The organism is Pseudomonas benzenivorans (assembly GCF_024397895.1).
Lineage (GTDB): Bacteria > Pseudomonadota > Gammaproteobacteria > Pseudomonadales > Pseudomonadaceae > Aquipseudomonas > Aquipseudomonas benzenivorans_A.
Map to the genome: position 1 here is coordinate 4430846 of NZ_CP073346.1, position 22778 is coordinate 4453623.

Annotated in this window: 17 protein-coding genes; 7 read left to right on the forward strand and 10 right to left on the reverse strand. The window is 67.1% G+C overall.

The annotated features are described in order from the left end of the window. Positions 1-70: 70 nt before the first annotated feature. Positions 71-1810 carry an N-acetylglutaminylglutamine synthetase gene (ngg, locus tag KDW96_RS20640; RefSeq protein ID WP_255838089.1) on the reverse strand — a complete coding sequence of 580 codons (1740 nt, stop codon included), beginning with the start codon at positions 1808-1810 and terminating at the stop codon, positions 71-73. A gap of 131 nt (positions 1811-1941) precedes the next feature. Beyond that, a complete protein-coding gene (locus KDW96_RS20645) occupies positions 1942-3711 on the reverse strand; it encodes an N-acetylglutaminylglutamine amidotransferase (protein WP_255838090.1) in 1770 nt (589 codons plus the stop codon). 113 nt (positions 3712-3824) lie between these two features. On the opposite strand from KDW96_RS20645, the gene KDW96_RS20650 reads away from it, so the two are divergent. Next, positions 3825-4298, forward strand: coding sequence for a MarR family winged helix-turn-helix transcriptional regulator (locus tag KDW96_RS20650; protein WP_255838091.1), 474 nt, complete (start codon positions 3825-3827; stop codon positions 4296-4298). A gap of 72 nt (positions 4299-4370) precedes the next feature. Here KDW96_RS20650 and mnmC read toward each other — a convergent pair whose 3' ends face one another. Then, a complete protein-coding gene (gene mnmC / locus KDW96_RS20655; protein WP_255838092.1) occupies positions 4371-6383 on the reverse strand; it encodes a bifunctional tRNA (5-methylaminomethyl-2-thiouridine)(34)-methyltransferase MnmC2/FAD-dependent 5-carboxymethylaminomethyl-2-thiouridine(34) oxidoreductase MnmC1 in 2013 nt (670 codons plus the stop codon). A gap of 107 nt (positions 6384-6490) precedes the next feature. Between mnmC and pap the strand changes: the two genes are divergently transcribed. Further along, positions 6491-7978 (forward strand): polyphosphate:AMP phosphotransferase, encoded by a 1488-nt coding sequence (gene pap, locus KDW96_RS20660; RefSeq protein WP_255838093.1) that lies wholly within the window; start codon positions 6491-6493, stop codon positions 7976-7978. Positions 7979-8050: 72 nt separating this feature from the next. On the opposite strand, the gene KDW96_RS20665 is transcribed toward pap, so the two are convergent. The 4 genes from KDW96_RS20665 to KDW96_RS20680 form a co-directional block, all read right to left on the reverse strand. Next, positions 8051-8260, reverse strand: coding sequence for a DUF6316 family protein (locus KDW96_RS20665; RefSeq protein WP_255838094.1), 210 nt, complete (start codon positions 8258-8260; stop codon positions 8051-8053). Positions 8261-8518: 258 nt separating this feature from the next. Further along, on the reverse strand, positions 8519-9136 hold the full coding sequence (locus KDW96_RS20670) for an NAD(P)H-dependent oxidoreductase (protein ID WP_255838095.1): 618 nt from the start codon (positions 9134-9136) through the stop codon (positions 8519-8521). Then, positions 9129-10523 carry a class II fumarate hydratase gene (locus KDW96_RS20675; protein WP_255838096.1) on the reverse strand — a complete coding sequence of 465 codons (1395 nt, stop codon included), beginning with the start codon at positions 10521-10523 and terminating at the stop codon, positions 9129-9131. Before KDW96_RS20675 ends, KDW96_RS20670 begins: the two co-directional genes overlap by 8 nt. A gap of 72 nt (positions 10524-10595) precedes the next feature. Then, positions 10596-11606, reverse strand: coding sequence for a DUF2804 domain-containing protein (locus tag KDW96_RS20680; RefSeq protein ID WP_255838097.1), 1011 nt, complete (start codon positions 11604-11606; stop codon positions 10596-10598). A gap of 267 nt (positions 11607-11873) precedes the next feature. Between KDW96_RS20680 and KDW96_RS20685 the strand changes: the two genes are divergently transcribed. From KDW96_RS20685 to KDW96_RS20705, 5 genes are all read left to right on the forward strand, one after another. Continuing rightward, entirely contained in the window at positions 11874-12374 is a 501-nt protein-coding gene (locus KDW96_RS20685) for a DUF2059 domain-containing protein (RefSeq protein ID WP_255838098.1), read from the forward strand. Between the two features lie 12 nt (positions 12375-12386). Further along, positions 12387-12692, forward strand: a complete 306-nt coding sequence (locus KDW96_RS20690) for a BolA family protein (RefSeq protein WP_255838099.1) — start codon at positions 12387-12389, stop codon at positions 12690-12692. 206 nt (positions 12693-12898) lie between these two features. Then, positions 12899-13837, forward strand: a complete 939-nt coding sequence (gene trhO, locus KDW96_RS20695; RefSeq protein WP_255838100.1) for an oxygen-dependent tRNA uridine(34) hydroxylase TrhO — start codon at positions 12899-12901, stop codon at positions 13835-13837. A gap of 2 nt (positions 13838-13839) precedes the next feature. After that, positions 13840-14472 (forward strand): DsbA family protein, encoded by a 633-nt coding sequence (locus KDW96_RS20700; RefSeq protein ID WP_255838101.1) that lies wholly within the window; start codon positions 13840-13842, stop codon positions 14470-14472. Further along, positions 14465-16246 (forward strand): ABC transporter ATP-binding protein, encoded by a 1782-nt coding sequence (locus KDW96_RS20705; protein ID WP_255838102.1) that lies wholly within the window; start codon positions 14465-14467, stop codon positions 16244-16246. The genes KDW96_RS20700 and KDW96_RS20705 overlap by 8 nt, the downstream gene beginning before the upstream one ends. Positions 16247-16282: 36 nt before the next feature. Here KDW96_RS20705 and KDW96_RS20710 read toward each other — a convergent pair whose 3' ends face one another. The 3 genes from KDW96_RS20710 to KDW96_RS20720 form a co-directional block, all read right to left on the reverse strand. Then, a complete protein-coding gene (locus KDW96_RS20710; protein ID WP_255838103.1) occupies positions 16283-16870 on the reverse strand; it encodes a hypothetical protein in 588 nt (195 codons plus the stop codon). Positions 16871-16967: 97 nt separating this feature from the next. Continuing rightward, on the reverse strand, positions 16968-19322 hold the full coding sequence (locus tag KDW96_RS20715; protein WP_255838104.1) for an EAL domain-containing protein: 2355 nt from the start codon (positions 19320-19322) through the stop codon (positions 16968-16970). Between the two features lie 120 nt (positions 19323-19442). Beyond that, positions 19443-22619 (reverse strand): CHASE domain-containing protein, encoded by a 3177-nt coding sequence (locus KDW96_RS20720; RefSeq protein ID WP_255838105.1) that lies wholly within the window; start codon positions 22617-22619, stop codon positions 19443-19445. Positions 22620-22778 lie beyond the last annotated feature (159 nt).

Below are 22778 nucleotides of genomic sequence, written 5' to 3' on the forward strand. Positions count from 1 at the left end.
TTTCCCCGGCGCGGGTCGCGGTAGTGGGCAGAGGGGCGGGCGCGAGTCGCGCGCCCGCGGTGGCGCAGGGCTAGCCGGTAATCTGGCTGAGGGGGAACAGCAGGTCGACGAAGCGTTCGGCCGTCGGCTGTGGCTCATGGTTGGCCAGGCCGGCGCGCTCGTTGGCCTCGATGAACACGTGCTCGGGCTGATCCGCCGCCGGCACCAGCAGGTCGAGACCGACCACCGGGATGTCCAGCGCCCGGGCTGCCTTGACCGCGGCATCGGCCAGGGTCGGGTGGAGGCTGTCGGTGACGTCCTCGAGGCTGCCGCCGGTGTGCAGGTTGGCGGTCTTGCGCACCGCCAGGCGCTCGCCGATTGGCAGCACGCTGTCGTAGTCGACGCCGGCGGCGTGCAGGGTGCGCAGGGTTTCCGCGTCCTTGGGAATCCGGCTCTCGCCGTCGGTGGCCGCCTGGCGCCGGCGGCTCTGGGCGTCGATCAGCTCGCCGATGCTGTGGCGGCCGTCGCCGATCACCTCGGCGGGGCGGCGGATGGCCGCGGCGACCACCTCGTAGCCGATCACCAGGATGCGCAGGTCGCTGCCCGAGTGGAAGCTTTCCAGCAGCACGCGACCGTCGAACACCCGGGCGCGCTCGATGGCCTCCTGAACTTCGCCCGGGGTGCGCAGGTCCACAGCCACGCCCTGGCCCTGCTCGCCGTCCACCGGCTTGACCACCAGGCTGCCGTGCTCGGCGAGAAAGGCCGCGTTTTCCTCGGCGCTGCCGGCCAGGCGCTGGGCTGGCAGGCTAAGGCCGGCGCGCTCGAGGGCGCGGTGGGTCAGGCGCTTGTCCTGGCACAGGGTCATGCTCACGGCGCTGGTCAGGTCGGTCAGCGATTCGCGGCAACGGATGCGACGACCGCCGTGGTTCAGGGTGAACAGGCCGGCCTCGGCATCATCGACCTGCACCTCGATGCCGCGACGCAGGGCCTCGTCGACGATGATCTTGGCGTAGGGGTTGAGTTCCGCCTCCGGCCCGGGGCCGATGAACAACGGCTGGTTGATGCTGTTCTTGCGCTTGATGCTGAAGGTCTGCAGTTCGCGAAAGCCCAGCTTGGCGTACAGGCCCTTGGCCTGGCGGTTGTCGTGCAGCACCGACAGGTCGAGGAAGCTGAGGCCGCGACTCATGAAATGCTCGATAAGGTGGCGCACCAGCACTTCGCCGACGCCGGGGCGGCCGCAATGCGGGTCCACCGCCAGGCACCAGAGGCTGCTGCCGTTCTCGGGGTCCTTGAAGGCCTTCTGATGATTGAGGCCCATGACGCTGCCGATCACCGCGCCGCTGTCTTCGTCCTCGGCCAGCCAGTACACCGGGCCACCCTGGTGGCGCGGGGTGAGCTTGGCCGGATCGATCGGCAGCATGCCGCGCATCTGGTACAGGCGGTTGATCGCCTGCCAGTCATCGGCATTCTGCGCGCGGCGCACCCGGTAGCCGCGAAAGCCGCGGCGCGCCTGGCGGTAGTCGCTGAACCACAGGCGCAGGGTGTCCGAAGGGTCGAGAAACAGCTGTTGCGGTGCCTGGGCCAGCACCTGCTGGGGGGCGGCGACATACAGGGCGATATCGCGCTCGCCGCGGCGCTCGGTCAACAGCTCGTCGGCCAGCACGGCCGGGTCCGGGAAGGTATGGCCGACCAGCAGGCGGCCCCAGCCGCAATGCACGGCCAGTGACTCGCTGGGCTTGACTCCGCGTTCTTCGGCGAAGCGCGCCTGCAGCCGCTCGTAGGAGGGCGCCTGGCCGCGCTGCAGGCGTTGATTGAAGGTGGTGGCTCGCATTGGCGTGTTTCCTTAGCTGCGCGCATCGCCCGGACAGTTGCCGGGGCGTGAATTCAGTCGTGACTGCTCCGGATCACATCCGGCTACGGCGGTTTGACGCGGCCGGGCGGGAACTCCCGCCCGGGGCGTTGCTAGAGGCCTTGCTCGCTCAGCCACAGGTTGAGCGCCGCCATCTGCCACAGTTTCGAGCCGCGCAGCGGCGTGAGCTGGCCGTGGGGGTCGGTCAGCAGGCGATCGAGCATGGCCGGATTGAACAGCCCGCGGTCCTGGCTCGGATCGACCAGCAGGTCGCGAACCCAGCCCAGTGTAGCCCCCTCCAGGTGCTTGAGACCCGGCACCGGGAAATAGCCCTTCTTGCGGTCGATGACCTCGGAGGGGATGACCTGGCGGGCGGCCTCCTTGAGCACGTGCTTGCCACCGTCCGGCAGCTTGAAGCGCCCCGGAATGCGTGCCGACAGTTCGGCCAGGCGATAGTCGAGGAACGGCGTGCGCGCCTCCAGGCCCCAGGCCATGGTCATGTTGTCGACCCGCTTGACCGGGTCGTCGACCAGCATCACCGTGCTGTCCAGACGCAGCGCCTTGTCCACCGCGGCCACCGCGCCGGGCTGGGCGAAATGCTGGCGGACGAACTCGCCGGCATGGTCGTCGGTCAGCCACTCGGGCTGCACGCACTGGGCGTATTCCTCGTGCTCACGGTCGAAGAAGGCCTTGCGGTAGGCGCTGAAGGCATCCTCGGCGCCGTCCACCAGCGGGTACCAGTGGTAGCCGGCGAACAGCTCGTCGGCGCCCTGGCCGCTCTGCACCACCTTGCAGTGCTTGGCCACCTCCCGGGACAGCAGGTAGAAGGCGATGCAGTCGTGGCTGACCATCGGCTCGCTCATGGAGCGGAAGGCGGCCGGCAGCTGCTCGAGGATCTCGTTCTCGCCGATGCGCAGCTGATGGTGCTGGGTGTTGAAGCGCGCGGCGATCAGGTCCGAGTACTGGAATTCGTCGCCGCGCTCGCCGCCGGCATCCTGGAAGCCGATGGAGAAGGTCGAGAGGTTCTCCACCCCGGCTTCGCGCAGCAGGCCGACCAGCATGCTCGAGTCGACGCCGCCGGACAGCAGTACCCCGACATCCACCGCCGCGCGCTGGCGAATCGACACCGCCTCGCGCATGCCGTCGAGCACCTTGTCGCGCCAGTCATCGAGCTCGAAGGCGATTTCATCGCGCTTGGGACCGAAGTCCAGCTGCCACCAGCTCTGCTGTTCGCAGTTGCCCTGGGCATCGATGCGCATCCAGCTTGCCGGCGGCAGTTTCTCCACGCCAGCGAGGATGGTGCGCGGCGCCGGGACCACGGCGTGGAAGTTCAGGTAGTGGTTGAGGGCGATCGGGTCCAGCGCCTTGCTGATGTCGCCGCCGGCAAGCAGCGCCGGCAGGCTCGAGGCGAAACGCAGGCGTTGGCCGGTGCGCGACAGGTACAGCGGCTTGACGCCGAGACGGTCGCGGGCGATGAACAGTTGCTGGCTGTCGCGCTCCCAGACGGCGAAGGCGAACATGCCGTTGAGCTTGGGCAGCAGGTCCTTGCCCCAGGCGTGATAGCCCTTGAGCAGTACCTCGGTGTCGCCGCCGGAGAAGAAGCGGTAGCCGAGGGCTTCCAGCTCGTTGCGCAGTTCCGGGTAGTTGTAGATGGCGCCGTTGAACACCATGGACAGGCCGAGATCGCTGTCGATCATCGGCTGGCCGGACGCCTCGGCGAGATCCATGATCTTCAGCCGACGATGGCCAAGGGCAATCGGCCCCTGGCTGTGGAAGCCGTGCGCGTCTGGACCGCGCGGCGCTAAATGATGGGTGATTCGCTCGACTGCAGCCAGGTCGGCCGGTCGTTGATCAAAACGTAGTTCTCCAGCTATTCCGCACATAAATTTCCTTACCGGTGTTGCCGTTGGGGAGTCGTCCGGGCTCGCCGAACCTTTTACATGGGAACAAAAAAATGCTTTGATGTCAAAGTTTCCATTCGAGTATGTGTCTGAATATGGGTGAGAAAATAGTTTCTACTGAAATAGATCTGTCATCTGTCATGGCCTTCGAGCTGCCGATGTTCCAGTCCCTGCGGCGCCTGCAGCAGGCGGGTGAGGTGCACGCCAAGCGCCTGACCCGCTTCGGCGGCCTGACGCCCATGCAACTGATGATCCTGCAGGTGCTGGCGGGCGAGGCGCGGTTGACGGCCAGCGACCTGAGTGGGCGGGTGAGCCTGACGGCGGCGACCCTGTCGGGCATGCTCGACCGCCTGGAAGAGCGCGGCCTGCTGCATCGCCAGCGCGATGACCAGGACCGCCGCCGCCAGTGGCTGCTGCTCAGCGATGCCGGACGCGAGCTGGTGCAGCAGGCACCGAGCCTGCTGCCGCCGGAGTTCCGTCAGCGCTTCGCCGCGCTGGCCGACTGGGAGCGGCACAGCCTCACTGCGGCGCTGCTGCGGGCGGCGGAGCTGTGTGGCGAGATGGAGTGAGGTGAGTGTGCGTAGGGTGCGCCATGCGCACGGGTACCTGCGTGGCAGTCTCGGCGGTGCGCGCGGCGCACCCTACCGTTCGGGCCTGGTGGGCGGCGTCTTGCCGGCGCCGCCGTTGCGGATCAGCTGGCGCAGGGCGAAGCGGTTGGGGTGGCAGGCCTCGGCCACCTCGCGCGGCAGGGGCAGGGGCTCGTCGTTGAGCCAGGCGGCCAGCAGCTCGCCGGATAGCGGCGCGCTGATCAGGCCGCGCGAGCCATGGCCGCTGTTGACATACAGGCCGTCGAGCCAGGGGCAGGGTACGTCCGGCACCTGGCGAGCGTCCTTGCCGAGCACCGCATAGGCCCTGCTGAAGGCGTCGCGATCGGCCAGGGGGCCGACGATCGGCAGGTAGTCGGGGCTGGTGCAGCGAAAGGCGGCGCGGCCCGCAAGCAGCGCCGGATCGAGCTGGCGGCTGTGCAGGCGCTCGGCCAGATCCGTGGATATTTCCTCGAGAAGCTGCAGGTTGCCGGCGTGGTCGGCGCTGTTGGGTGTCAGGTCGTCGCTGTCGAAGTCGAAGCTGGCGCCCAGGGTGTGTTCGCCGAGCCGGGCCGGGGCGACGTAGCCCTCGGCACAGACCACGGTGCGCAGCGCCTGGCTCCGAGGGGTCTGCGCCAAACAGCTGATCTGCCCGCGAATGCGCTTGAGCGGCAACTCGGCGCTGTGCGGGAAGCGCTTGATCTCCGCGGCGCCGGCCAGCACCACCACCGGTGCGCTGGCGAGCAACTGGTCGGCGTCCCAGGCCTGCCACTGCGCGCCGTCGCGGCGCAGTTGCACGGCTTCCCGATGCGCCAGCAGGCGAATATTGGGCTGCTCGCTGAGCACTCGGCACAACGCCGGTGGATGGACCCAGCCGGCTTGCGGGTAGAACAGGCCGCCAGCGGGCAGTTCGACCCCGGCCTGGCGCTCGGCCTCGGCCTGCTCCAGCGGATGCAGCAGGTCGGCGGGAAAGGCGGCGGCCAGGCGGGCCTGGCGTTCGGCCTCCTTGGTGTCGAAGGCCAGTTGCAGCACGCCGCAGTCGTCCCAGTCGCGGCCTCTTGGCAGGGCCTCGAGCAGTCGGCGGGTATGGCAGAAACCGCTGACGATCAGTCGCGAGAGGGTCGTGCCGTGGGCCGAGAGCTTGAGGTAGAGCACCCCTTGCGGGTTGCCCGACGCTTCCTGGGCAATCGCGCCGTGGCGCTCCAGCAGGCTGACCCGCCAGCCGCGCGCGGCCAGGCTGGCCGCCGTGGCGCAGCCGGCCAGGCCGGCGCCGATGACCAGCGCGTGCCGTTCGCCGACGTGCCGCGCCGGGCGGGCGTACCAGGGCTTGCTCGTGGTGTCGGCGGCGCCAACGAACTGCCCCTTGAGCACTTCCCACTTCTTGCCTTGGCCGGGCATCCGCTTGACCTCGAAGCCGACCGCCTTGAGGCCGCGGCGCACCACGCCGGCGCTGGTGAAGGTGCCGAAGCTGGCATGGGGTGCGGACAGTCTGGCCAGTTCGGCGAACAGCTCGGGCGTCCACATCTGCGGGTTCTTCGCCGGGGCGAAGCCGTCGAGGAACCAGGCGTCGACCCGGGCGTCGAGCTGCGCGAGCATCTGCTGGGCGTCGCCGATCAACAGGGTGAGGATGACCCGTCCACCGGCGAATACCAGGCGCTGAAAGCCGGGATGGATGGCGATGTACTGCGTCAGCAGCGGCTGGGCGAAGGGCGCCAGCTCCGGCCACAGCGCCAGGGCGCGCTGCAGGTCGGCGCGGCTCAGCGGGTATTTCTCGACGCTGACGAAGTGCAGGTGGGCGCCGGCGGTGGCCTGCTGCTCGAACAGCTGCCAGGCGCAGAGGAAATTCAGTCCGGTGCCGAAGCCGGTTTCGCCGATCACCAGGTGCTCGCCCTCGGTCAGGGCGGCGAAGCGCTCCTCGAGTCGGTTGTTGGCGAGAAACACGTAGCGGGTTTCCGCCAGGCCGTTTTCCTGGGAGAAGTACACGTCGCCATATAGGCGCGACAGCGGCTGGCCCTTGTCGTCCCAATCGAGCTGGGCGGGTCGGGTATCGGGCTGAGGAGAGTCGGACATGCGGGCCACCGGGCTGAACAGGCGCGCATTCTAGCCGATCCCGCCGGGCCGATTGCAGCGGTGCGGCGGTCCGCTAGGCTGGAGGCATTCAGATCAGGGAGTTGCACATGTTCGAGTCCGCCGAGATTGGTCACGCCATCGACAAGGACGCATTCGATGCCGAAGAGCCGCTGCTGCGCGAGGCGCTGCTGGAGGCGCAGTACGAACTGCGTCAACAGGGGCGCTTCGCGGTGATCATTCTGCTCAACGGCATCGAAGGTGCCGGCAAGGGTGAGACCGTCAAGCTGCTCAACGAGTGGATGGATCCGCGCCTGATTGAGGTCAGCACCTTCGATCGGCAGACCGATGAAGAGCTGGCACGACCGCCGGCCTGGCGTTACTGGCGCAAGCTGCCGCCCAAGGGGCGCATCGGCATCTTCTTCGGCAACTGGTACAGCCAGATGCTCCAGGGGCGGGTGCGCGGGGAGATCAAGAACGCCCAGCTGGATCAGGCGATTGCCGGCGCTCTGGCTCTGGAGCAGATGCTCTGCGACGAAGGCGCGCTGATCTTCAAGTTCTGGATGCACCTGTCCAGAGAACAGATGAAGGCGCGCCTCAAGACCCTGCAGGACGATCCCTTGCACAGCTGGCGCCTCAGCCCGCTGGACTGGCAGCAGTCGAAGACCTACGACAAGTTCGTGCGACACGGTGAGCGGGTGCTGCGTCGCACCAGTCGCGACTACGCGCCCTGGTATGTGGTGGAGGGGGCGGACGAGTATTACCGCAGTCTGACGGTCGGGCGCATCCTGCTCGACGGGCTGCAGGCGGCGCTGAAGGCCAAGACGCCGCGGCTGCCCCAGCCCCATGCGGCGCCCTTGATCGCCAGCCTGGACGAGCGCGGCCTGCTGGACAGTCTCGACCTGGGGCAGAGCCTGGACAAGGACGACTATCGGGAGCAGTTGGCGACCGAGCAGGCGCGTTTTTCCGGGCTGATGCGCGACAAGCGCATGCGCAAGCACGCGCTGATCGCCGTGTTCGAGGGCAACGATGCGGCTGGCAAGGGCGGCGCCATTCGCCGCGTGACCGGCGCCCTGGACCCGCGTCAATACCACATCGTGCCGGTGGCGGCGCCGACCGAAGAGGAGCTTGCCCAGCCCTATCTGTGGCGCTTCTGGCGGCATGTGCCGGCCCGTGGCCGCTTCACCCTTTTCGACCGCTCCTGGTACGGCCGGGTGCTGGTGGAGCGGGTCGAAGGCTTCTGCGAGCCGGCCGACTGGTTGCGCGCCTACGGGGAAATCAACGACTTCGAGGAGCAGCTGAGCGAGGCTGGCGTGGTGCTGGTCAAGTTCTGGCTGGCGATCGATCAGGATACCCAGTTGGCGCGCTTCAAGGCGCGGGAGAAGATCCCGTTCAAGCGCTTCAAGATCACCGAAGACGACTGGCGAAATCGCGACAAGTGGCCGCTGTATCGCGAGGCGGTGGAGGACATGGTCGATCGCACCAGCACCGAGATCGCGCCCTGGACCCTGGTCGAGGCCAACGACAAGCGTTTCGCCCGGGTCAAGGTGCTGCGCACCATCAATAAGGCGCTGGAGGCGGCGTTCGCCGCAGATTGAAGCGGGCCTGTGCTACCCACGAAAAACCGCGCCTCGGCGCGGTTTTTCGTTTTTCGTGGGCTGTACTTTCGCCTAGAAGGCCCGGCTCTCGATGATGTCGTTCGCCTGCACCATGCGGCGCACGTACAGGGCGATTTCCCGTTCGGCATCGACGCGCGTGAAATAGGGGCCTTCCAGCGTGCCTTCGCGGGTGGCGAAAAAGTACTGTCCGTTGACCGCGCTGACACGCTCGCTGCGATAGTGCGTGCCGGGGCCTGGATCGATCTGCCGCTGACCAAACATGGGAGTGACCTCACACTGTAAGCCTCCTTCAAGAGTCTAACCCCGGGTCATGGTTGTGAAGGGGTTCGCGACCAGTGGTTGATTTTTCCGCCAAATCGATTCAATTGGCCGAATTTGAAAGTTATTTTGGCGCCAATATCATGGCGATTCCAAAAGGCCATTATGGCGGTAAGGGCGCCGAACACGGCTGCACTGGTGCTGTGCCGCTCGGCGCCGCTGCGTTTAGGACATGCCGGCCCGCCTGTCGCGGGCCGGTGCTCAGGCGTCTACGCCCAGTTTCTCGGCCCGCAGCAGCCAGCTTTGCCGCTGCGCCTCGGAGGATGGGCGCACCGGGGCGAATTCGGCCAGGCGGCGGGTCCTGATGCCGCTGAAACCGAGGATGGTGCGGGTCATCTGGCGGTGCGCCGGCGCGCCGTAGATCCAGCGAAAGTACCAGGGCGGCGTATCCAGGGTCACCAGCAGGTCGGCGGTGCGGCCGTGCAGCAGCTTGTCCCAGGCCTGCGAGCGGCCGCGGTACTTGAAGGCGAAACCGGGCAGGAACACCCGGTCGAAGAAGCCCTTGAGCAACGCCGGCAGGCCGCCCCACCAGACCGGGTAGACGAACACCAGGTGTTCGGCCCAATGGATCTGGCGCTGAGCTTCGAGCAGGTCCGGCTCCAGGTGCTGGCCCTGGTCGTAGCCGTCTCTCAGCACCGGGTCGAAACTCAGTTCCCCCAGCTTCAGTTGCCGCACCACATGGCCCTTGCCGCGTGCGCCCTGGGCGTAGGCCTCGCCCAGGGCATGGCAGAGACCTGCGGCCTTGGGCGTGCCGACTATCATCAGGATGCGCTTGCCATCGCCTTCCAGCGGCGTCGCGCCGCTTTTCGTCTCATTCATGCGTGTCGCTGCCCAGCATGTCCTGCGGGCGCACCCAGGCGTCGAACTGCTCCTCGGTCAGCAGACCCAGTTCCAGGGCCGCGGCGCGCAGCGTGGTGCCTTCGGCGTAGGCCTTCTTGGCGATCTGTGCGGCCTTGTCGTAGCCGATATGCGGATTGAGCGCGGTGACCAGCATCAGGCCGCGCTCCAGGTGTGCGGCCATCTGCGCGGCGTCCGGTTCCAGGCCGGCGACGCAGTGCAGCTGGAAGTTGCGGCAGCCGTCGGCCAGCAGGCGGATCGATTGCAGCAGGTTGTGGATGATCACCGGCTTGAACACGTTCAGCTGCAGGTGTCCCTGGCTGGCGGCGAAGCCGATCACCGCGTCGTTGCCCAGGACCTGGCAGGCGAGCATCGACAGCGCCTCGCACTGGGTCGGGTTGACCTTGCCGGGCATGATCGAGCTGCCAGGCTCGTTGGCCGGCAGGCGCACCTCGGCCAGTCCGCCCCTTGGGCCGGAGCCGAGCAGGCGCAGGTCGTTGGCAATCTTCATCAGCGCCACGGCGAGAGTCTTGAGGGCGCCGGACAGGCTGGTCAGGGGCTCATGGCCGGCCAGGGCGGCAAACTTGTTGGGCGCGCTGACCAGCGGCAGGCCGCTGAGTGCCGCCAGTTCGGCGGCGATGGCCTGGGCGAAGCCCTGGGGCGAATTGAGGCCGGTGCCGACTGCCGTGCCGCCCTGGGCCAGCTCGCAGACTGCCGGCAGGGCATGGCGGATCGCCTGTTCGGCGCAGCGCAGCTGGGCGACGAAGGCCGACAGCTCCTGGCCGAAGGTCACGGGCGTGGCGTCCATCAGGTGGGTGCGTCCGGTCTTGACCAGCTTGGCGTGCCGCGCGGACTGCTCGGCGAGCCCGCCGGACAGTTCTGCCAGCGCCGGCAGAAGGTCGTGCTGGATGGCGCGGGCGGCGGCGATGTGCATGGCGGTGGGGAAGCTGTCGTTGGAGCTTTGCGCCTGGTTGACGTGGTCGTTCGGGTGCACCGGGCTCTTGCCGCCGCGGGCGCCGCCGGCCAGCTCGTTGGCGCGGCCGGCGATCACTTCGTTGACGTTCATGTTGCTCTGCGTGCCGCTGCCGGTCTGCCAGACCACCAGGGGGAACTGATCGTCGTGTTCGCCGGCGATCACCTCGTCGGCCGCCTGTTCGATCAGCCGGGCGATATCCTGGGGCAGGTTGCCGACACGGCAGTTGACCCGCGCGGCGGCTTTCTTGATCAGCGCCAGGGCGTGCACCACGGCCAGAGGCATGCGTTCCTCGCCGATGGCGAAATTGATCGTCGAGCGCTGGGTCTGGGCGCCCCAGTAGGCGTCTTCGGGGACTTCAATCGGGCCGATGCTATCGGTTTCAGTGCGGCTCATGGCGGCTCTCCAGATGCTTTCTAGCAAGCTTAGGCCGCACCGAGCGGTCGAGGGTTCCCTGGCGACCGGCGATTACCAGCGTGTGCGGGTGGTGCCGAGCCAGCCGAGCGCGCCGTTGACCGGCACGTGCTCGCCCGAAGGTGCTCGCAGCACGCCGTCGAAGTGGCCGAACCACTGCTGGTTGTCGGCATAGAACGGTCCCGCCCGTGGACAGGCGCGGTGCCGCTGGCGTGGGGTGAAGGTCAGGTTGACCCGTTCATCGGCGGTGGTCAGGGCCCAGGGCGCCAGGCGACTAGGTGGGAGCTGATCGATGTGTATCGGACTGTCCAGGTGCTGCAGTTCGCCGCCGAACCACAGGGCGTTCTCCGAGAGGCCGCTGTGGTCGGTCCAGCCGGCGCCGAAGTTGCCGGCGATACCGCCCGGCGCGGCGAAGGCGGCGCGGGTCCAGTGGCTGTGCAGGGGCCAGACGCCGCGGCCGAAGTCCAGGGCGGCGAAGCTCTGTCCGGCGCTGCAGGTGTAGTGGCGAGTGCCCAGCTGCACGCTGCCGCTGGCGGGTAGGCCAAGTTGTCGGCAGGTGGCGTGAAAGCCACGATGGGCGAGCGGGGCGACCAGGTTGACCGAGTCCAGGTGGGCGGGTCGCTGGATGTCCAGGGCGACCTGCAGGGGTTGCCCGCCGAGTGGCGTGGCGGCGACCGTCAGGCGCACTCGGCCGGTGTGCTCGGCGACCCGTAATTGCAGGCGCGGGTGGTTGAATTCATGGCTCTGCTGGGGCTGGCTCGGCAGCCGGCAACCCCGTCCCAGCAGGCGCAGGTGGCTGTGGGCCACGGCTTCGCCGCTCTCCAGGTCGAGAAAGTACACGGCGCCATAGCCGAGATAGTCGAGGTCGGCCTGGGTCAGCGAGAGCATCCACTGCGGTGTGGTGATGCACCAGTGGTTCCAGCGTTTGCGGCGGCCGAAGTGGCCGGGCAGGGTGCAGTCGACCTGGGGCCGCGGCGACCAGCCGATGGCCCGCGGATTGAGGCGCCCATGCTCATCGCAGAGGTCGATCAATGCCTGGGGGTTGGGCAGGGTGAAGCTGTTCATCGGACACGTCCATGTGTGCTGGGCGCTGAAGCGTCAGCGCGGTGATCTAGAGAGCCTGGTAATGAATGATAGCAAGCTGTCGAGCATGCCCAGGCGACTTTGTCGGGAGCAAGTACTGGCATTCTGCTTTGGGCGCGGGAGGTGAGCCAGTGCGCAGTTTTCTGTTGCACCTTGCGGCGGCCGAAGCTTGAGTGTGCGCAAGGCTTGGGCACAGAATGTCGGCCCATGGGGGCCATTCGACCCCTTTTTCTTGTCCGGGAGTACTCGATGCCTCGTTTTACCGCCCTCTGTGCTGCGCTGCTGTTGGCGTGCGCCAGTGCCCAGGCGTTCGCCGATGCCGCCAGTCATGCCGCCGATGCCGAGCGCTTCCTCAAGCTCGCGCGCGCCGAGCGGCTGACCGTGCCGGTCTACGCGCAGGTGCAACAGATGTTTGCCCAGCGTTTCGCCGAAAGCCAGGCGCCGGAGAGCCAGCGTGCGCTGCTGGAGCGCTACCAGGCCAAGGCCAATGCAGCCCTGGAAAAGGCGGTGGGTTGGGAGGTGGTCAAGCCGGACCTGGTCAAGCTCTACACCAGCCATTTCAATGAGCAGGAAATGCAGGAGCTGCTGGCCTTCTATCAGTCGCCCCTGGGGCGCAAAGTGCTGGAAAAGATGCCGATGCTCACCGCCCAGTCGGCGCGCCTGACCCAGAACAGGCTGGAGGCGGCGGTGCCGCGGGTGAACAAACTGTTGGCGGACATGACCGCCGAACTGCAACCGAACAAACCGTAAGCGGAGTCATCGATGTCGAAACTGGAGCAACTGCAGGCCGCCTTTGCCGCGCTGCAGCCGCAGCACCTCGAGGTGCTGGACGAAAGCCACATGCACAGCCGTGGCCTGGAGACCCACTACAAGGCGGTCATCGTCAGCCCCCAGTTCAGCGGGTTGAACGCGGTCAAGCGGCACCAGAAGGTCTATGCCAGCCTTGGCGAGTTGATGAGCCAGCTGCATGCCCTGGCGCTGCACACCTACACGCCCGAAGAGTGGGCGCAACAGGGCGCCGCGCCGGACTCGCCGACCTGTCGCGGCGGCAGCAAGCACGACCACTGATCGTACCGGCCGCGTCGGGCTTTGCGGCGGCGAAATGCGTCGCCGAGGGCCGGTCGCGCGGCGGCGCGCCGTCGGCTGAGGCAATTGGCCCCTACACGACAGGCGCCAGGAAACGTAAACTTCACCCTGCGCCGGCCTCGCCGGCGTTTTCGTTTTAGAGGCCCAGTCCGCCCTTTGCGAGGGCGACTACTGAAGGAAGCTGCTCCATGACCGACAAGATCGTCGTGGCAGCGCTGTACAAGTTCGTCTCCCTGACGGACTACCAGGCGCTGCGCGAACCCCTGCTGCAAGCCATGCTGGACAACGGCATCAAAGGCACCCTGCTGCTGGCCGAGGAAGGCATAAACGGCACCGTTTCCGGCAGCCGCGCGGGCATCGATGGCCTGCTCGCCTGGTTCCGTCTCGACCCGCGCCTGGCGGATGTCGACCACAAGGAATCCTACTGCGACGAGCAACCGTTCTACCGCACCAAGGTCAAGCTGAAGAAGGAAATCGTCACCCTCGGGGTGCCGGACGTCGACCCCAACCAGCGGGTCGGCACCTACGTCGAGCCCAAGGACTGGAACGACCTGATCAGCGACCCCGAAGTGCTGCTGATCGACACCCGCAACGACTACGAAGTGGCCATCGGCACCTTCGAGGGTGCGGTCGACCCCAAGACCAAGTCGTTTCGCGAGTTTCCCGAGTACATCCAGGCCAACTTCGACCCGGCCAGGCACAAGAAGGTGGCGATGTTCTGCACCGGCGGCATTCGCTGCGAGAAGGCCTCCAGCTACATGCTCGGGCAGGGCTTCGAGGAGGTGTTCCACCTCAAGGGCGGCATCCTCAAGTACCTCGAAGAGGTGCCCCAGGAGCAGACCCGCTGGCGCGGCGACTGCTTCGTCTTCGACAACCGGGTCACCGTGCGCCATGACCTCAGCGAGGGCGACTACGACCAGTGTCACGCCTGCCGCACCCCGGTGTCGGTGGCCGACCGTGAGTCCGAGTTCTACACCCCGGGCGTCAGCTGCCCGCATTGCTGGGATTCGCTGCCGGAGAAGACCCGCGCCGGTGCCCGCGAGCGGCAGAAACAGATCGAGCTGGCCAAGGCGCGCAACCTGCCGCACCCTCTGGGCTACAACCCCCGCCAATCCTCCGAGGCCTGACCATGCCTGCACGCCTGCTCTACGTGATGGACCCGATGTGTTCCTGGTGCTGGGGCTTTGCCCCGGTGCTCGAGTCCCTCGCCGAGCAGGCGGCCGCCGCCGGGGTGCCGCTGCAGCTGGTGGTCGGCGGCCTGCGCCGTGAGCGCATCGGCGTCGATGCGGCGGCGCGGGTGCGTTACCTGGGCTACTGGCAGGCGGTCAACGCCAGTACCGGGCAGCTGTTCAACTTCGAGCAGGGGCTGCCCGAGGGGCTGGTCTACGATACCGAGCCGGCCTGCCGGGCCCTGGTCACCGCGCGCCAGCTCGACCCCGAGAGCACCTGGCCGCTGGCCAAGCTGATCCAGCAGGCGTTCTACACCGAAGGCGTCGATGTGACCCAGGCCGGGCAGCTGGTGCGCCTGGCCGAGCAGGCCGGGATTCCGCGCATCGAGTTCGCCGAGGCCTTCGACAGCCCGGCTGCCCATGCGGCCACTGCCGCCGACTTTGCCTGGGTGCAGGATCTGGGCATCGCCGGTTTCCCCACACTGCTGGCCGAGCGCGATGGCCAGCTGGCCCTGCTGACCAACGGCTACCAGCCGCTCGACGCTCTGGCGCCGCTGCTCGGGCGCTGGCTGGAGCGCGCCGCCCATGGCTGACCGGCTGAGCTGGGCAGAAATCCGTCGCCTGGCCCTACAGCACAAGAAGCCCCTGGTCCTGGCCAATGTCGTGGCGCTGCTGGCGACCCTGTGCAGCGTGCCGATTCCACTGCTGCTGCCGCTGCTGGTCGACGAAGTGCTGCTGGGCGATGGCGACGCCGCGCTCAAGGTGATGGATCACTTCCTGCCCGGCGCCTGGGAGAGCGCGGCCGGCTATATCGGCCTGATGCTGCTGCTGACCCTGCTGCTGCGCGGCGCGGCGCTGGTGTTCAACGTCCTGCAGGCACGCCAGTTCGCGCGCCTGTCCAAGGACATCGTCTACCGCATCCGCATTCGCCTGATCGAGCGGCTCAAGCGCATCTCCCTCGGCGAGTACGAGAGCCTCGGCGGCGGCACCGTAACGACTCATCTGGTCACCGACCTGGACACCCTGGACAAGTTCGTCGGCGAGACCCTCAGCCGCTTCCTGGTGGCGATCCTGACCCTGACCGGCACCGCGGCCATTCTGCTGTGGATGCACTGGCAGCTGGCGCTGCTGATCCTGCTGTTCAACCCCCTGGTGATCTTCGCCTCGGTGCAGCTGGGCAAGCGGGTCAAGCAGCTGAAGAAGCTGGAAAACGACAGCACCTCGCGCTTCACCCAGGCGCTCACCGAGACCCTGGAGGCGATTCAGGAGATTCGCGCGAGCAACCGCCAGGGCTACTTCCTCGGTCGCCTCGGCGGCCGCGCCCGGGAAGTGCGCGACTACGCCACCGCCTCGCAGTGGAAGAGCGATGCCTCCAACCGCGCCAGCGGCCTGCTGTTCCAGTTCGGCATCGACGTGTTCCGCGCCGCGGCCATGCTCACCGTGCTGTTCTCCGACCTGTCGATCGGCCAGATGCTCGCGGTGTTCAGCTACCTGTGGTTCATGATCGGCCCGGTCGAGCAGCTGCTCAGCCTGCAGTACGCCTTCTACGCCGCCGGCGGCGCCCTGCAGCGGATCAACGAGCTGCTGGCGCGGGCCGACGAGCCGCAGTATGCGGGGCGCATCGACCCGTTCAAGGGGCGCGAGACGGTGGGTATCGAGGTGAAGGGGCTGACCTTCGCCTACAACGACGAGCCGGTGCTGGACCGCCTCGACCTGAGCATCGGCGCCGGCGAGAAGGTCGCCATAGTCGGCGCCAGCGGCGGCGGCAAGAGCACCCTGGTGCAGCTGCTGCTCGGCCTCTACACGCCCCAGGCCGGCACCATCAGCTTCGGCGGCAGCAGCCAGGCGGAGATCGGCCTGGAAAAGGTTCGCGAGCAGATCGCCGTGGTGCTGCAGCACCCGGCGCTGTTCAACGACACGGTGCGCGCCAACCTGTGCATGGGCCGCGAACGCAGCGACGAGGCCTGCTGGCGGGCGCTGGAGATCGCCCAGCTGGCCACCACCATCGGCATGCTGCCGCAGGGGCTGGACACCATAGTCGGCCGCTCGGGCGTGCGCCTGTCCGGCGGCCAGCGCCAGCGCCTGGCGATCGCCCGCATGGTGCTGGCCGAGCCCAAGGTGGTGATTCTCGACGAAGCCACCTCGGCCCTGGATGCCGCCACCGAGTACTCCCTGCACCAGGCCCTGGCGCAGTTCCTCAACGGCCGCACCACCCTGATCATCGCCCACCGCCTGAGCGCGGTGAAGCAGGCCGACCGGGTGCTGGTGTTCGATGGCGGGCGCATCGCCGAAGATGGCGACCACCAGCAGCTGATTGCCGTGGGTGGGCTCTACGCCAAGTTGTATGGGCATTTGCAGCAGCACTGAGTCCCGGTGGGCATCAGGTGTGCGGTTGGCGCTGAGTCAGGGGGCGCTGCGGTTGGCCGCCGGCTTGCCTGCCGATGTCAGCTCGGGCCCCGCGCTCCACTGCTTCAGTTCTTCGGCCCGTGCGCGGCTTTCGGCCAGTGGCTTGTCCAGTATCTCGTTGTAGTAGTCCAGCCAGCTGCGTGAGCCAGGGATCATGCCGGCCAGTTCACCCATGCCGGTTTTCAGGGCGGCAAGGCTTTTCTGGTAGCTCTGTTCCTGGCCGATCAGGGTCTTGGCCACTTGTTGAATGGCGTCCGGACTGTTGACCACAGGTGCGGTCGACAGGGTTTTGCTGCCTTGGGCGGCCACAAGCTGGTTGTTTTGCTGCTCCAGGGCGGCGAGCTTCTTTTCCAGCAGCAGCTGCTGGTTCTGCAGGTCCTGTAGCTGTTGTGCATCGGCGCCGGGGCTTGTCTCGCGGAGTAGGGTCGCGGTTGACCAACTGGCAAGCACAACGACCAGCATCAACGCCAGGCCAATCAGCACGATGCGGTCGACTCGTCGGCCTTTCTCCAGCCGTTCAAGGCGCTGCTCGTCGCTGGGCGGCGCGCTTGCCAGGTCATAGGTTTCTGGGTTGTCGCTGTTCATGCCCGCTACGCCTCCTTGTAATGCTTGTCAGGATAATCGAGAAATTGATGGCCAGGAGCCACTACTTTAAGGTGGTGGCGATTGCCTTCAGGTCGCCTCAGCCGTTTGCTCCATTCTGTTGCTGGCGGTTCTGGGCGTACTGTTCCAGCCCCTGGCTGATCAGTTGCTGCAATTCGCCGTTGTTCCAGGGTTTGTCGATCAGCTGGTGGGCGGCGCCCAGGTTGATCGCTTCGCGGATGGACTGGAAGTCGGTATAGCCGGTGAACAGGATGCGTACCGTCTCGGGGTAGAGCATGCGTACCTGGTTGAGAAAGCGGTTGCCGTTCATGTCGGGCATGCGCTGATCGCTTAGTACCACGCCGACACGATGGCGCGCCAGCAGGTCGAAGGCTTGCGCCGCATTGTTGGCGGTCAGGACCTCGAAGTGCTCGTGGCGGAAGGCGCGGCGGATCGCCGAGGTGACATGTTGCTCGTCGTCGAGAATCAGCACCCGCTTGGCGCCATCATCGCCGGCCGGGGTCGGCAGCGCTGCGGCCCCGGCACGCAGCAGGGGCTCCAGTTTGGCGGCCGGCAAGGGCGGGCTGAAGTAGTAGCCCTGCACCTGGTCGCAGCCGTGGGCCGCCAGCTGTATGACCTGGGCCTCGGTTTCGGCCATTTCGGCCACCACCTTGAGGCCCAGGCGGTGGGCCAGGGCGATGACCGCATCGATGATCGCCATGCTGCCGGCATCGCTGGTGATGCCGCGGACGAAGGAGCCGTCGAGCTTCAGTTTCCCCACCGGGAACAGTTGCAGGTAGCTGAGGTTCGAGTAACCGGTGCCGAAGTCGTCGATGGCCAGGTTGATCCCCAGCTTCCGCAGGCGCTGCATCAGCGGAATGATGTGCTCGGGGTCGTCCATCGACGCGGTTTCGGTCAGTTCCAGCTCGAGGTAACAGGGGTCGATTCCGGTGTCCTTCAGGCAGCGGCTGATCAGCGCATCGAGGCCGGGCTGGGCCGCCTGTTTGGCGGACAGGTTGAGCGCCACTCGCGGCAGCGCGATGCCCTGTTGTTGCCACGCCAGCAGCTGTCGGCAGGCGCTGTACAGGGTCCATTCGCCGATCTGGTGGATCAGTCCGTTGTCTTCGGCGATCGGGATGAAGCGTGCCGGGGAGATGTCGCCCAGCTGCGGGTGGTGCCAGCGCAGCAGTGCTTCGAGACCGCTGAGGCGGCCGCTGCGCAGGTCGATCTGCGGCTGGTAGTAGAGCTCGAATTCATTGTTTTCGAGGGCCCTGTGCAGGGCACTTTCCAGCAGCTGGCGCTCCTGCAGGCGCGCGTGGAGCTCGGGGTTGTAGGCCTGGATGGTGTTGCGCCCGAGTTCCTTGGCCCGGTAAGCCGCGGCGGTGGCGTAGCGCAGCAGGTCTTCGCCGTCGGCGCCGTCGTCGGGGTAGATGCTGCAGCCCAGGCTGCAGGTCAGGCTGAGTTCCTCGCCGGCCAGGGAGAAGGGCTCGGCCAGCCGGCCAAGCAGGCGGGTCAGCGCCGACATGGCGTCCTTGGCGTGCTTGGTGTCGGGCAGCAGCAGGGCGAATTCGTCGCCGCCCAGGCGCGCCAGGGTGTCGGACTCGCGCAGGCAGGCGCTCATGCGCTGGGCCACCATCTGCAGCAGCTGGTCACCCAGCTGGCGGCCGAGGCGGTCATTGAACTGCTTGAAACGGTCCAGGTCGATAAAGGCGATCAACAGCTGACGCTCCTGGCGCTGGGCCAGGATCATGGCCTGCTCCAGGCGATCCATGAACAGCGGGCGGTTGGCCAACCCGGTCAGTGCATCGTGGGTGGACAGGTGCAGCAGTTCGCGCTCGACGCGCAGGCGCTGATCCAGGGCCTGCTGCAGGTGGCGGGTGCGCTCGGCGACATGCTGGTGCAGTTCGGCCAACTGGTTTTGCCGGGCGCGTTGCAGTCGCCACTTCTCGCTCAGGGCGGTGGCCAGTTGCAGGACCTCGATCGGATCGAAGGGCTTGCGCAGGAACAACAGATTGTCCAGGCAGCCCAGGCGATCGACGATCTGCTCCCAGCTGTGGTCGTCGTAGGCGCTGCAGATGACCACCTGCAGATCCGCATCCACCTGCCACAGCGCTTCGATGGTTTGCAGGCCGTCCCAGCCGCCGGGCATGCGCATGTCGACGAAGGCCACGGCATAGGGGCGACCGGCGGCCAGGGCGCTGGCGAGCAGGTCACGGCCTTCGCGACCGTCCTCGCAGTGTTCGACCGTGAAGCGTGGCAGTGGCGCACGGGCCGCAGGCTTGTCGCCGAACAGCGCCGCTTCCAGCGACTCCAGGTTGTGCGCGGCGCTGCGGTCTTCGCCGATCAGAATCTCGCGCATCAGCTCGAGATTGCTGCGGTTGTCGTCGATCAACAGGATCCGCGCAATCGCCTGAGTATCCGCATTCGTCCGTACCGGCAGGGCCGAAGCTGGCACGCTGTCTACACCGCTCGGAACGGCATGGGGGCGCGGCAGCCTTACCGATGCATGAGCAGGCAGGGCGCTGGCGGCATCCGGTTGCTGCAGGAGGGGGCGAACTGATGGGGTCGACATGGCTTAGGCTTCCGTGTTCCCGACAAGGGTGGCTGTATTGAGCGTGCGGCTTTCACTGCACGGAGTGGGTAGCTCGAGGCTGAAACAGGCGCCCTGGTCGGGGCCTTCACTGTGGCAGCTGATGCGCCCGCCCAGGCCCTGGGCCAGGTAGGCGCTCATGTGCAGGCCGTAGCCGTGGCCCTCGCCCTGGGTGGTGGTGCCTTGGTCGAACAGGGTGGCCATGCGCTCGGCGGCGATGCCGATGCCGTTGTCCGCGATTTCCAGGCGCACGCAGTCGGGCCCGCGGGTGGTGCGGATGCTGATGCATTTACCGCCCTCGGGCAGGGCGGCCACGGCCTGGTTGGCGTTACGCAGCAGGTTGAGCAGGATCTGCAGCACCTGATGGCGGTCCGTGAGGGCGATGTCGGCGTCGGAGCAATTCCGTTCGATGCGGATATCGGCGGCCATGAAGGCCGTTTTGGCCATCTGCAGGGCGTTGTTGAGCAGCTCGGCGACCGCTACCGGTTCGCGTGTCTGCAGGTCGGGGCGCAGCAACTGGCGCTGGCTGGCGAGCACGGCCTCGACGTGTTCGACGCAGCTGCGCAGGCGCTCGGCATCCCCCAGCATGGCGCTCTGCTCGGTCTCCAGGTACTCGGCCAGTTGCATGGCGTAGCTGGGGATCTGCCGGATCTGTGCATCAGCGTCGGCAGGCCCGGCCTGCTGCAATAGCTCGGCCAGGCGGCGTACCGAACCGACTTTCGAATGTTGCAGCTTGTCGCGCAGGCGAGCCGAGGACACCGTCACACCGCTCAGCACGTTGCCCAGGTTGTGCAGAATACCCGCCGCCTGCAGGGCCATGCCGGCGTCGTGGGCCTGCTCCTGCAGGCGCTGCTGGGTCTGGCTCAGGCGCAGGCAGCCGCGAACCCGGGCCAGCAGTTCGGCCGGGGAGAAGGGCTTGGCGATATAGTCGTTGGCGCCCGACGCCAGGCCCGTGATGCTGTTGTCCTTGCCGCCGCGGGCGGTCAGCAGGAGTACCGGTAGCTGGGCCAGGCGCGCATCGGCCCTCACCCGGCCGGCCAGGCTGAGGCCATCGAGGCCGGGCATCATCACGTCACTGAGCAGCAGGTCGAAGGGCTGCGTCTGCAGCAGGCTCCAGGCTTGCAGGCCGTCGGCGGCGAGCACCACGGCGCAGTCTTCGCCCAGCAGCTCGCCGATGTAGTGGCGCAGGTCGCTGTTGTCGTCGACCACCAGCACCCGCGCCAGGCTGTTGGGCGCTGCGGCAGATGACTGAACCTGGATCGGGGCCGCGCCGGCGCTCTCGCTCAGGCGGCTGTGGCGCAGCAGCGCCGAGGTCGGGTCAGTGTCCGCGAACGCTTCGTCCTGCTCGGTGGGCTGTTGGCTGCCGCGGGGCAGCTGCACACGGAAGCTGGTGCCCAAGCCAACCTCGCTGTCCACTTCGATGACGCCGCCCATCAGTTCGACCAGCGCCTTGGTCAGGGCCAGGCCGAGGCCGGTGCCGCCATGTTGCCGGGTGGCCGAGTTGTCGAGCTGCTGGAAGCGCTGGAACAGCAGCGGCAGCTGCGCCGGGTCGATGCCCGGTCCAGAGTCGCTGACGCTGATGCTGAACTGCTCATCGTCATTGATGAAGGCGGTCAGCTCGATGCAGCCCTGCGGGGGGGTGAACTTGATGGCGTTGCTCAACAGGTTGAGGAGGATCTTTTCCAGGTGGCCTGGGTCCAGGTAGCCCCGGGTCAGCTGCGGGTCTATCTGCCAGCGCAGCAGGCAATTCTTCTGCATGGCCAGCTGCGCGGCGTCGTCGGCCAGGCTGCTGATCAGGGCATGCAGGTCGACATGCCGCGGGTGCAGCTCGGTCATGCCGGCCTCGGCCTTGGCGAAGTCGAGCAGGTCGTTGACCCGGTTGAGCAGGATCAGGGCATTGCGCTTGATTCGGTCGAGTGCCCGGCGCTCGGCGGGCGCCGCATTGCCCAGCAGCTCCTCGGTCGGCGCCAGAATAAGGGTCAAGGGGGTGCGCAGTTCGTGGCTGACATTGGAGAGAAACTCGCTCTTGGCCTGATTGGCCGCCTCCGCTCGATCCCTGGCCTGCGCCAGGGCATCCGCCAGCTTGCGCCGCTCGGCGATCTCATCCTGCAACCCCCGGTTGGCGCCGGCCAGCTGTTGGCTGCGCGCGCGGTTTGCCCCAAGCAGTGCGACCAGGATGGCGAGCAGCAGGCTGGTGAGCAAGCCGCCGCCCAGTATCATGGCCGGCTTCTGGCGTTCGACCGTGTGCTCGAAGGTCGGCAACGAGGCAAAGTTCAGGGCCCACTGGCGGCCGTTGAAGTTGACGTGGCGGATGCGCGAGAAGAGCGGCGAATCCTGCGCGGCGGCGCCGACGAAGCTGTCGAACATCAGCCACTCGGGGTTGGTCTGCGGGCCGTCGAAGATCTGCAGGCGAATCATGGGCAGCGCCTGGGCGCCGAAAATGCCCTGCATCAGGTCACCCATGCGGAACGGGCTGTAGACGAAACCTTGCAGTGCTTGCCGGCGTGCCTGCAGGTCTGCCGGGGTTTGCCCGTCGCGATAGACCGGCAGGTACATCAGGAAACCGTGCTGGGGCGCCGTCTCGGTTTCCTGCACCAGGCGCACCCGTCCGGACGCAATCGGAGTCGCCAGGTCGCGGGCGCGCTGCATGGCTTCGCGGCGGGTGGCCTCGCTGTACATGTCGAACCCCAGGGCGCGCTGGTTGCGCCAGTTGGTGGGTTCGAGAAAGAGAATCGAACTGTGCGCCTCGCCCTCGCCCTGGGGCCAGATGTCGAAGCTGCTCAGGCCCGTGGTGGTGCGCATCTGCGAGATCAGCGATTGCCGCTCGCCTGGCTGCAGCCATTTGCTGAAGCCCAGGCCGAGGATGCCGGGGTAGTTGCTCTCGAGATGCAGGCTTTCCGTATAGCGCTTCCATTCTGCGGGAGTGATTCGTTCCGACGCGGCGAACAGCCCGGCGCCGCCGCGCAGGACGTGCTCGTAGGCCAGCAGGCGTTGGCGGATGGCCAGCTGGGTCTCGCGGGCCTGGAACTCGAAGCGTTGCAGGGCCTCATCGTGGGCGTGGTCCCGGGCGCTGTGCCACAGGACAAGGGTCAGGCCGATACCCAGCAGCAGGGCGGCGAGGGCGGCTAGCAGATAGGGGACGGGCACAGCAATCCGGCGCATCGATGATCATTACCCAGTCAATGAAGGTCTCGGATTGAAAAAGCCGGCCTGCTTGGTGTTGGACGTATTCGCTCGGTTCCAGGGTGTTCAACCTGATTCCTAACTATGTGTCAAATGTGACATAGGCGACATATGGCAGCAATCGATAATCTTAATTAA

Bases quoted from the DNA above. Each gene is read 5' to 3' on its own strand.
- KDW96_RS20705 (WP_255838102.1), top strand. From the start codon at position 14,465: ATGGCTGACCGGCTGAGCTGGGCAGAAATCCGTCGCCTGGCCCTACAG.
- KDW96_RS20700 (WP_255838101.1), top strand. From the start codon at position 13,840: ATGCCTGCACGCCTGCTCTACGTGATGGACCCGATGTGTTCCTGGTGC.
- pap (WP_255838093.1), top strand. From the start codon at position 6,491: ATGTTCGAGTCCGCCGAGATTGGTCACGCCATCGACAAGGACGCATTC.
- KDW96_RS20710 (WP_255838103.1), bottom strand. From the start codon at position 16,870: ATGAACAGCGACAACCCAGAAACCTATGACCTGGCAAGCGCGCCGCCC.
- KDW96_RS20665 (WP_255838094.1), bottom strand. From the start codon at position 8,260: ATGTTTGGTCAGCGGCAGATCGATCCAGGCCCCGGCACGCACTATCGC.
- KDW96_RS20690 (WP_255838099.1), top strand. From the start codon at position 12,387: ATGTCGAAACTGGAGCAACTGCAGGCCGCCTTTGCCGCGCTGCAGCCG.
- KDW96_RS20685 (WP_255838098.1), top strand. From the start codon at position 11,874: ATGCCTCGTTTTACCGCCCTCTGTGCTGCGCTGCTGTTGGCGTGCGCC.
- mnmC (WP_255838092.1), bottom strand. From the start codon at position 6,383: ATGTCCGACTCTCCTCAGCCCGATACCCGACCCGCCCAGCTCGATTGG.
- KDW96_RS20675 (WP_255838096.1), bottom strand. From the start codon at position 10,523: ATGAGCCGCACTGAAACCGATAGCATCGGCCCGATTGAAGTCCCCGAA.
- trhO (WP_255838100.1), top strand. From the start codon at position 12,899: ATGACCGACAAGATCGTCGTGGCAGCGCTGTACAAGTTCGTCTCCCTG.
- KDW96_RS20670 (WP_255838095.1), bottom strand. From the start codon at position 9,136: ATGAATGAGACGAAAAGCGGCGCGACGCCGCTGGAAGGCGATGGCAAG.
- KDW96_RS20720 (WP_255838105.1), bottom strand. From the start codon at position 22,619: ATGCGCCGGATTGCTGTGCCCGTCCCCTATCTGCTAGCCGCCCTCGCC.
- KDW96_RS20650 (WP_255838091.1), top strand. From the start codon at position 3,825: ATGGGTGAGAAAATAGTTTCTACTGAAATAGATCTGTCATCTGTCATG.
- ngg (WP_255838089.1), bottom strand. From the start codon at position 1,810: ATGCGAGCCACCACCTTCAATCAACGCCTGCAGCGCGGCCAGGCGCCC.
- KDW96_RS20680 (WP_255838097.1), bottom strand. From the start codon at position 11,606: ATGAACAGCTTCACCCTGCCCAACCCCCAGGCATTGATCGACCTCTGC.
- KDW96_RS20645 (WP_255838090.1), bottom strand. From the start codon at position 3,711: ATGTGCGGAATAGCTGGAGAACTACGTTTTGATCAACGACCGGCCGAC.